Raw genomic sequence first — 9799 nt, 5'->3', positions numbered from 1 at the left:
AGAGGTATTGAGTCAGCCCAGGTACGGTATAGGGACTTTCATGCAGAACGCACAAACTTACCTGCTGGTAGATAAAGTAATTGCATGGACCCTTATAGCCATTATGCTGAGTTATTTCTTTGACCATCTGATCCGGTCTGTTGAAAAAAAAATCGTGGTATGGCGTTAAATTTTTTACCCGGCCTATGAGTATACAGCTAAAAAACATAACCAAATCTTTCAGGGATGTTGAGGTATACAGGAATTTTTCCCTGAATCTCCCGGAAAACAAGATCAGTTGTATACTTGGACCCTCAGGATGTGGTAAAACTTCGCTGCTGAATATGATCGGAGGCATTATGGTTCAGGATTCCGGTACGATTGCCGGAGCAGAAGACCTGGTCTTGTCATTCATCTTTCAGGAGCCGCGACTTCTTCCCTGGAAAACCGTAAAAGCCAACCTCGAATTTGTTCTTAAAAGTGTCTCTTTGGAAGACAAAGAAAGAATAATCCATAGAAACCTGCGAATTGTAGGGCTGCAGGATTTTGCCCGTTTTTATCCCAATCAGCTCAGCGGTGGAATGAAACAAAGGGTAGCTATAGCCAGGGCTTTTTGCTATCCTTCAAACATTATTCTCATGGATGAACCTTTAAAAACCTTAGATCCCAAACTCAAGTGGAACCTGATGAAAACATTTTTGAAATTATGGAGTCCAGATCAACGCACCGTAATTTTTGTCACCCATGATGTAGAGGAAGCGCTGGTACTTGGAGAAGAAATATATGTATTCAGCAGACCACCTGTTAAGGTAAAAACGCATTGGGTTAATCCTCTGAACGAAAAAGAAAAACACATAGACAACAGGGAATTTTTCAGACAAAAAAACAGAATTATGGGCTTTCTTGACTGATCAGATTTAACCCATAATCCTGCTTTCTAATTTTCTTGATTTTCAGGCTTTAGACTTATCAGGTCCCGCATTATTTCACTTCAATGGATCTCCTTTCGGACTCCTCATAGCCCTCTTTCTTGGGCATTATTAAATAAAGCACGCCATTTTCGTGTTCAGCCTTTATGTTCTCCTCATCCACATTTGAAGGCAGATTAAATGAACGTTTAAAGCTTGTGTAGGAGAATTCCCTGCGTTTAAAGTCTCCCTGTTCATCCTCATCCTTCTGTTCTTTTTCTGAGGAAACAGTAAGTACACCATCATCCAATGATACATTGAAATCTTCTTTATTCAAGCCCGGTGCAGCTACTTCAATGGTGTAATTGTTTTCATTTTCCACCACGTTCACTGCCGGCATATTGACTCCTCTCATCGAACCAAAGACATCAGGCAGATCGCTTTCAAATACATCATCCAGTATTCCGGTTAAGCTGTTTTTTCTATTTCCTGGTAACATCTTGCAACCTCCTTTCTTTTTTATGTTTTCCACCCATTTCCCACCAATCACCGTACCAAAACCAATAGTGTGACACATTGACGCAAATAAAGATTGCATTTGTGACATGATTTCAGTGATCCAATGATTCAACATGAATTGTAGTGAGATAATAAAAAGGAAGGTGATCCTCTGCCATTAAAAAAAGTCTTTCGAATGATCGAAAGACTTTTATGGATGATCCTTGTTCTATGAAGGTTTGGCTTACTGTTGGGTATTTTGGCCTTTCGGTTCAGTTCCCGGCACTTTATTGACTTCCAGTAATTCCACTTCAAAAATTAAAGCCTCATTGGGCTCAATTTCTCCTCCTGGTTGTACACGGGTTCCATAAGCCAAATCGGTAGGAATAAATAATTTATATTTGGCGCCTTCTTTCATTAGCTGAAGGCCTTCAGTCCATCCTTCGATTACTTGATTTACAGCAAAAGTAGCCGGTTCATCTCTTTCAACAGAACTATCAAAAGTATCGCCATCAATAGTCTTTCCGATATAATGGACCTTCACGGTATCGTTGGCATCAGGACTAACACCCGATCCTTCCTCGATTACCTCATATTGCAAACCACTTTCGGTAACTGATACATCGTCATTTTCCTTATTTTCAGCAAGAAATTCCTCTCCCTTCTTAAGGTTTTCCTGATTTCTTCTCTGAGACAATTGTTTGAGGTAGGTTCTGATCCTGTTTCTTCTCTCAGCCTCACCCATACTTAACTCATCTTGTTCAAAGGCCTCACGCATTCCTTTTACAAATGCCTCATAATTGAGTTCTGTAAGTCCGTTTCTGTCTTTTAAGCTATTTGCTACATCCGCACCCAGTGCATAACTAACGGTATCCAGTTCTGACTCCATTTTGGCACTGCTGCCTATATTGGCATTTTTACCACAAGCACCTACAAAGAGCGCTAAAACCGATAAAACTAACAAGTTTCTAAAATTCATATACTTTCTTTTTAAAATTCATAATAAATTAATCGACCAATTTAAAATAAATAATCCGATTAAATTCAAATTTTGGGCAATAAAATTATCCGGGTTTAACAGCTCTTATCATTTCATGCTTACCCGGGGGACCTTTGAGCAGTTCAACCCTAAAACCCACCCGTTGTAATGTTCTTTTAATCGCTCCTTTGGCACAATATGTTACCAGGATGCCTTCAGTTTCCAGGGCATAAAAAAGTTTGGCAAAATTTTCCTCACTCCACATCTCCGGTTGTTTTTCCGGTGCAAAGGCATCAAAATACACAACAGAATACTTTTGTTCTGGTGTAAAATGGTTAAAATCCTGAAGAATTTTATGAAGTGAAAACAATTCGCTCAGGGTATGTATTTGATTCCATGGTAACATGTGCATATCTATCAGTAAATGAGGGTTGTCCATATTCAAAAAACGGGCAAAATTTAATTCCTGAACCAGAGACTTTTCGAGTGGAAACAACTCTATGGCCTCATACTGAATTTTGATTTGATTCTTCTTACCTGTAATATAAGTTAGCAAAGCATTCAAACCCGTACCGAACCCTACCTCCAGCACAACAACATCTTTTCTCTTGATGCCATTCAGGCCGTTTGCAATAAACACATGATTTGATTCCTGAATGGCCCCGTATCTGGAATGATAATATTCATTAAGGGAATCAACATATAAAGTATGTGAACCGTCTTCGGTACTAATAATACGTTTTTTAGGTTTCATGAAGATTCTAGTTAGAGTCTCGTCTGGAATGTCCCCTGGCTGCGTTACGCTCGTTTTTCATGCCAGTCATTTACATTAAGTAAACTCCTAGCATTCAAAACTCACAAGCCTTGCCAGCGAACATTCCAGACGAGACTCTTTCAAATCTATTAAACTTTATGGACAAACAATAAGTCATTTATGGTTTGTAAATGGTCTTATTGGTTTATCCTATCAAAAATAGCAAATTGCAAAAAAAATTATATTTTTTTTATTCCATCTTGACATTTAATTCATTTTTTTCAAATATTGCATACCAATCCGCGGGTTGGATTTGCAACAGGCGTTTATTTATTTTTTCCAGGAAAAAATAATTTAATCACTAATTATAAGCAATCAACACAATCGTACATTAAAAAATTTTTGATTTATGAAAAAAATTATAATTATTCACACAATTGCAGTCGCACTCCTTATTTTTGCAGGGTGTGGACAAAAATCACAAAAGCAGGAGGAGCAACAAAGTATGAAAAGTGAACAATCCATTAAAGCATTTACGCTTGAGAATAAAAACGGATGCGAAGTTAAAATCACCAACTTCGGAGGAAAGGTAATGACTTTAGAAGTACCGGACAAAGAGGGAAATATCAGCGATGTAGTGCTCGGTTATGAAAATGCCGAAGAATATGTAGATGGAAATCCCTTTTTTGGAGCCCTGGTTGGCAGATACGGAAATCGTATAGGGGATGCAAGCTTCACCCTGGACGGCAAAAACTATGAATTACCCGAGAACGATGATGGCAATCATCTTCATGGGGGTCCCGATGGTTTTCACAATGTTATATGGAATGCTAAAAAAATAACCCGGGAAGGAAATGAAGCCCTCAAACTCACTTATGTAAGTGCGGACGGCGAAATGGGCTTTCCCGGAAGAATGGATGTTACGGTAACTTACACACTCACCGGAGAAAATGAACTCCAAATTGATTATGAGGCTACTACCAACAAAAAAACCGTACTCAATCTGACACACCATTCATTTTTCAATCTAAAGGATGCGGGAAAAAGCAAAATCCTGGATCATGAACTTACGATCAATGCCGACCATTTCACTCCTGTAAGTGAAGCGTTAATACCAACCGGCGAAATACGGCCTGTAGGTAATACTCCTTTGGATTTCAGGGAGGCAAAAAATATGGGAGACGGAATTAACAGCGATTATCAGCAGATAGAGTATGGTAACGGATTCGATCACAACTGGGTGCTTAATAAAACCGAACGGGGGGAACTCAGTCTTGCCGCCAGTGTATACGAACCCACCACAGGAAGAAAGATGGAGGTCTATACCACTGAACCAGGCATGCAGTTTTATGCAGGTAACTTTCTGGATGGAAGCGATGTAGGAAAAAACAATGTAACCTATGAACAACGAAGCGGATTCTGCCTGGAAACTCAGCATTTTCCGGATTCTCCCAATCAGGCCCATTTTCCCTCTCCTGTATTGGAACCCGGTGAAACATACACGCAAACAACCATATACAAATTCAGTACCGGGAAATAAAAAGCTTATAAAACCAAACGACTATGATACAGGATACCATACATGAAAAATTTGTGGAAAGGTACGGGGAGCATCCCCAACTTTTCAGTGCTCCCGGAAGAATCAACGTGATTGGAGAACATACCGATTACAACGATGGATTTGTGCTTCCGGCCGCCATCAACAAAAGGATATATTTTGCACTGAAAAAGAACGATTCCGGGCAATGCAGAATATATGCCCATGACATTGATGAAGAATATACTTTTCCGGCAGATCAAAAAGAACCTGTGAAGAAGACATGGGTAAATTATCCGCTGGGTGTCATCAGGGAAATGATGAAGATCAGGGAATTTAACCTCACCGGCTTTGACTGTGTTTTCGGAGGAGATCTGCCACTGGGCGCAGGACTTAGTTCTTCTGCAGCACTGGAAACCGGTTTTGCCCATGCCATTAATGAAATTTTTGATGTTGGCGTGGAACCTGCACAAATCATGCATCTGAGTCAAAACGCCGAACACAATTTCGCCGGAATGCCCTGCGGCATTATGGATCAGTTTGCAGCCGTCTATGGAAAAAAAGGACACGTGGTAAAGCTCGATTGCAGAAGTATGGACAGCGATTATTATCCGCTTCATTTTAAAGATTATCAGCTAATCCTTTGTAACTCCAACGTCCAACATGAGCTTGCTTCCTCGGAATATAATGTACGAAGGAAACAATGCGCGGAAGGAGTAGGTATCATAAAGCAAAACCATCCTTCTGTGAAAAACCTCAGAGATGTAACTTTCGATATGCTGGAGGAACATCAGGATCAGATGGATGAAGTGGTGCTTGACAGATGCTTGTATGTATTAAGGGAAAACGAGCGGGTACACGACACCTGTGAAAAGCTTCAGGAAAACGATGTGGATGCCATCGGCAGAAACCTTTATCTCTCACACAAAGGCCTTTCAGAGATGTATGAAGTGAGCTGCGACGAAACCGATTTCCTGGTCGATCTGACCAAAGATATGGAATATGTGAAGGGAGCCCGTATGATGGGCGGTGGCTTTGGCGGATCTACAATCAATCTGGTTAAGATTGACTCCCGGGAAGAATTTGAAGAGAGGCTTGCAAAAGCATATTATGACAGATTCAGCATACAGCCAGATTTCTTCGAAGTGGAAACAGATGATGGAATAAAAAGTCATTAAGATGTCCAAATTCAATGTGAGCGAACACAGCCACCGCAGATATAATATGCTCACCGGTGAATGGGTTCAGGTATCACCGCACCGGACCAAACGCCCATGGCAGGGCAAGCAGGAACAGCAATCAGAGGAGCAAAGACCGCAATACGATGAGAATTGCTATTTGTGCCCGGGAAACTCCAGGGCCGGAGGAAGGCAAAATCCGGATTATACCAGTACTTTTGTCTTTACCAATGATTTCTCCGCCCTGGAAAGTAATATACCGGAAGGAAAATATGAAAAAGACGGGCTCCTGTTGGCCAAAAGCGAGAAGGGAATATGCCGGGTGGTATGTTTTTCTCCCCGCCACGACCTTACCCTGGCCGAATTTAGTGAAGAGCAGCTACTTAATGTCATCGAGCAATGGAGGAATGAGTATCAGTGGCTTGGTGAGAAAGACTATATCAATTACGTGCAGATTTTCGAAAACAAAGGCAGCATCATGGGGTGCAGCAATCCCCATCCCCATGGTCAGATTTGGGCCCAGGAATCCATTCCGGTAGAACCTGCCAAAGAAACCCAAAGCCAGGCGAGTTACCATCAGAAGCATGGCAGGAGCATGCTTTCAGACTATCTGGAACTGGAACTTAACCTCAGGGAAAGGGTTGTGCTGGAAAACAGTCACTTTGTAGCTCTGGTGCCTTTTTGGGCGATATGGCCATTTGAAACCATGATCATCAGCAAAAGGCATATCCGGAATATTCTGGAATTTTCAGAAGAGGAGAAAAGGGGTTTTGCAGATGTATTGAAGCGTCTTACAGTAAAATACGACAATCTCTTTCATACGTCGTTCCCTTATTCTGCTGGTATGCATCAGAACCCTACCGACAACATTGAACATCCCGAATGGCACTTTCACATGCATTTTTATCCGCCTTTACTCAGGAATGCTACCATTAAAAAGTTTATGGTAGGATATGAAATGCTGGCCAATCCCCAAAGGGATTTTACACCGGAATACGCTGCCAGCACTTTGGCGGAATTGTCTGAAAAACACTATAAATCTTAAAAATAAAAAGCCCCAGTACCTTACCGAGTAGGTTTTGCCAAAAAAAACAAGAATTTGACCGGTAAGGTACTACGTTAACCCCCGAAATGCAAAAGCCATTCGGGGGTTAACTTTCTCTATTCTTTCAAACTTTGTTCTTACCAGAGGAAAATGTACAATACAGCCAAAATGGCCAAAATTCCAATAGCCATTACATTAAATACATTTCCTGTACTGAAGAGACCGGTATAAATCTGGATACCTTTTTCATGTGCTTCTTTACCGGCCTTTTTAAGTTCAAATTGGCTTATCAAAACAAATACAACAGCCAATGCAACGGCGACATAACCAATCCGGTTCATGAAAGGTGTTCCCGGTAATAAAGTATCTATCACAAGAGAAAAGGGTATGGTCAAAATGGCTATCCATAAGGCTGCATTTGGTGTGGCACGTCGCCATAACAATCCTCCAATAAATATCACCACAACCCCTGGCGTAATATAACCGGTAAAATCCTGTATGAACTGGAAAGCCTGATCCAGTTGACCCAAGAGGGGTCTGGCCACCAGCACTCCTATCACTAAAGCCGTAAAGCTGGCCATACGACCCATTCTCACTGTATTGGTCTCACTGAGGTCTTTATTGATAAAATGCTTATAAATATCCATGGTGAAAATGGTGGAGGTAGAATTGAGAATAGCCGCTAAGGTAGAAATAATGGCCGCTACAAGGGCTGCAAATGCAATACCCCTTACACCAACCGGCACCAATTGCAATACAAATGGATATGCTTTATCTGAGGGCGACAAGTCTCCGCTGGACAAAACATAGGCAGCGATTCCGGGTACTACAACGATCAACGGCACCAACAATTTCAAATACCCGGCAAAAGCCAATCCCCGCTGGGCCTCCTTAATATTTTTAGCAGCCAGGCCCTTCTGTATAACATATTGATTAAAGCCCCAATAGAAAAAGTTGGCAATCCATAGTCCGCCAACCAGTACGGATATTCCGGGTATATCCTTGAAGGCATCGCGTGTTCCGCCTTGTCCGTCAGGAACCATGATCTGGCCCTTCTCCAGTATCATATCAAATTTATTGGGAAATTGATGGAACATCTCTACCAGCCCCGCAAGCGGTCCGCTAACCCCATATTGATCCGCCACTGCCGATAAGGCTACATAGGTAGTGATCAATCCACCGCCTATAAGAAATGCCACCTGAATAAAATCGGTCCAGGCTACCGACTTCAGTCCTCCGTAAATGCTATACAACCCTGCAAATATAGCCAAACCAAGAATGCCATACAACAGGGGAATACCCATAATGGTATTCAGGGCAAGAGAACCTAAATAAAGAACAGAGGTAAGATTGACAAAAATGTATAATAACAGCCACAGAACTGATAAAACGGTACGTACCCTATTGTCGTAGCGCAGCTCCAAAAACTGGGGCATGGTATATATCTTCTTGTTCAGGAAGATCGGCATGAAAAATTTGGCAATGATCAACAATGCGGCTGCCGACATCCATTCGTAGCTGGCAATGGCCAGGCCAATGGCATATCCGGAACCCGACATCCCAATGAACTGTTCTGCCGATATATTAGAAGCTATAAGCGAAGTACCTATAGCCCACCAGGGCAAAGCTTTGCCGGCCAGGAAATAATCACTCGAGTCCTTTTTGTGGCCCTTCTTCTCTCTGGAAACCCACAAAGCAATTCCCAGTATTAACACAATGTAAAGAATGAAACTGATATAGTCTATTGTAGAAAATTCTTGTCCCATAAAGCATCGTATTTTAGGGAGCTAATCTAATAAATATTTTTAAAAACAAAAGAACCCGATAAAATCAAAAATTTAACAATAAATTGCAGCAAAACTTTGCTAAAAAAACAAAATTTTTAGAAGTGATAGCATAATTCTGACTTACTTTACAAACCTCAAATCTTACACTTTTTTACGCCATCCAGGACCTTTTCCTGTTAAATTTCGGGTCTTCCAGAACTTCGGTGAAGATATTGGCATCTTCTACAACCTGGAAATCAAACATACCCACACAGGCAAAGTCTGCACCATTCTCAAAGGCATACCGGAAAGCATCTTTAGGAGGAATGGCTCCGGCGGCCAATATCTTATAGGCTATCCAGGGCTTATTGATGCTTTCCATAAACCGGATGGTTTCATCAGGAGTTCTTGCCCAGTAATTGTCAATGGAATAGTTGTCGATAATCCATTTATCCTTTTCTTGTTCAGGTTTCCATGACCAGTAATTCCTGCTGTGTATGGTTTTCATGTAGAAGTCTGCTCCCACGTTGTGCTCTTCAGCCCCTTTAATGGTATTCAGTTCATGTCCTGTAACACCTGCCGGTACTCCCTTACTCTTAATATAGTCCAGTGTTTTGGCCATCAGCTCAAATTTGCCTTCTCTGGCCCATTTGTCGCCCACATTACCCATAATCGTGGCAGCAATGGCTCCATTGTCAATGGCCATGTCAATATTTTCCTTGTAATTTTTCTCTTCAGGATAAACAGGGGCCAGCCACTTCATGGTACCGCCCTGTTTCCAGTATTGATTCAGCAGATTGATCTCAGGGGGAGCGGTCCGTACAGCACTGGTATTGATCCCGGCCTGTTCACAGAGCCAGAAAGTATCCAATACCTTTTTATCCGTGAAATATTGTTTGAGCCAGTTCGAAACATAAATCAGATCACGGCTGTGGGCGAACCCGCTGATCAGATTCCCTCCGCAAATCATCCGGCTGATTTCATGGCCTCCAAGGGTTCCCTTTGTCACCGGCTTTTTAAGTTTGGAAAGATCTACCGGATCACTGACTTTCACTGTAGCGCCTGTAGTAGCATTGGCTGAATCAAACCTGCCGGCCAGGTTGGTTTCTTCAAAACTCTGCCAGCCATGATTTTTGGCAAACGCAAAGACAAAAC

At 41.7% G+C, this 9799-nt stretch carries 9 protein-coding genes; 4 read left to right on the top strand and 5 right to left on the bottom strand.

The window, feature by feature from the left end; genetic code table 11:
• Nucleotides 1-185 precede the first annotated feature (185 nt).
• The gene (locus KGY70_11995) at nucleotides 186-890 is read left to right on the top strand and encodes an ABC transporter ATP-binding protein (GenBank protein MBS3775903.1); all 705 of its coding nucleotides are present in this window, start codon (nucleotides 186-188) and stop codon (nucleotides 888-890) included.
• Nucleotides 891-960: 70 nt separating this feature from the next.
• Here KGY70_11995 and KGY70_11990 read toward each other — a convergent pair whose 3' ends face one another.
• From KGY70_11990 to mnmD, 3 genes are all read right to left on the bottom strand, one after another.
• Nucleotides 961-1386, bottom strand: coding sequence for an Hsp20/alpha crystallin family protein (locus KGY70_11990; protein ID MBS3775902.1), 426 nt, complete (start codon nucleotides 1384-1386; stop codon nucleotides 961-963).
• Between the two features lie 243 nt (nucleotides 1387-1629).
• Entirely contained in the window at nucleotides 1630-2274 is a 645-nt protein-coding gene (locus KGY70_11985) for an FKBP-type peptidyl-prolyl cis-trans isomerase (protein MBS3775901.1), read from the bottom strand.
• Nucleotides 2275-2449: 175 nt separating this feature from the next.
• Nucleotides 2450-3118, bottom strand: coding sequence for a tRNA (5-methylaminomethyl-2-thiouridine)(34)-methyltransferase MnmD (gene mnmD / locus KGY70_11980; protein ID MBS3775900.1), 669 nt, complete (start codon nucleotides 3116-3118; stop codon nucleotides 2450-2452).
• A 409-nt stretch (nucleotides 3119-3527) separates the two neighbouring features.
• Here mnmD and KGY70_11975 point away from each other — a divergent pair, with 409 nt between their 5' ends.
• From KGY70_11975 to KGY70_11965, 3 genes are read left to right on the top strand one after another with little or no spacing between them, the layout of a single operon-like run.
• Entirely contained in the window at nucleotides 3528-4658 is a 1131-nt protein-coding gene (locus KGY70_11975) for a galactose mutarotase (protein MBS3775899.1), read from the top strand.
• 23 nt (nucleotides 4659-4681) lie between these two features.
• Nucleotides 4682-5833, top strand: a complete 1152-nt coding sequence (gene galK / locus KGY70_11970) for a galactokinase (protein ID MBS3775898.1) — start codon at nucleotides 4682-4684, stop codon at nucleotides 5831-5833.
• Between the two features lies 1 nt (nucleotide 5834).
• Nucleotides 5835-6878, top strand: a complete 1044-nt coding sequence (locus tag KGY70_11965; protein ID MBS3775897.1) for a UDP-glucose--hexose-1-phosphate uridylyltransferase — start codon at nucleotides 5835-5837, stop codon at nucleotides 6876-6878.
• Nucleotides 6879-7015: 137 nt separating this feature from the next.
• On the opposite strand, the gene KGY70_11960 is transcribed toward KGY70_11965, so the two are convergent.
• Together KGY70_11960 and KGY70_11955 are read right to left on the bottom strand one after the other, a co-directional pair.
• Nucleotides 7016-8644 carry a sodium/sugar symporter gene (locus tag KGY70_11960; protein MBS3775896.1) on the bottom strand — a complete coding sequence of 543 codons (1629 nt, stop codon included), beginning with the start codon at nucleotides 8642-8644 and terminating at the stop codon, nucleotides 7016-7018.
• A gap of 172 nt (nucleotides 8645-8816) precedes the next feature.
• Nucleotides 8817-9799, bottom strand: a 983-nt coding sequence (locus KGY70_11955) for a hypothetical protein (protein MBS3775895.1), incomplete at its 5' end; no start/stop codon positions are given.

The organism is Bacteroidales bacterium (assembly GCA_018334875.1).
In the GTDB taxonomy this organism is placed as follows: Bacteria; Bacteroidota; Bacteroidia; order Bacteroidales; family UBA12077; genus JAGXLC01.
The sequence above is the reverse complement of the archived record's forward strand: the minus strand, read 5'-3'. Positions and strand labels throughout refer to the sequence as shown.